This is a genomic window from Bradyrhizobium sp. Kon56 (assembly GCF_055807635.1).
In genome coordinates this window covers 1-245 of sequence record NZ_JBVVOU010000574.1, presented here as the reverse complement: position 1 = coordinate 245, position 245 = coordinate 1, and the positions used below count along the sequence as shown (strand labels likewise).

Annotated in this window: 1 pseudogene; it reads right to left on the bottom strand. The window is 58.8% G+C overall.

Features of this window, described 5'->3' with window-relative positions:
- Positions 1 to 245, bottom strand: a pseudogene (locus tag AC0L3B_RS40100) (biosynthetic arginine decarboxylase); the annotation flags it as partial.

Genomic DNA, 245 nt, shown 5'->3' with positions numbered 1-245 from the left:
TTCGATCACCAGCTCGACCTCGGATTCTTTCTCGATCACGATAAACACGTTGTGGCCGAGCTTCTGGCCCATCAGCGCCAGGCGAATGAACTCACGGTCCTTGTACCCGTTGCAGACGATGGTGCCGCCTTTTGGCGCCAGGGCCAGCACGGCCAGCAGCTCAGGCTTGGAGCCGGCTTCCAGGCCAATGGAGACGTTCTGGGTGGCAATGATGTTTTCGATCACCGCTTCCTGCTGGTTCACCT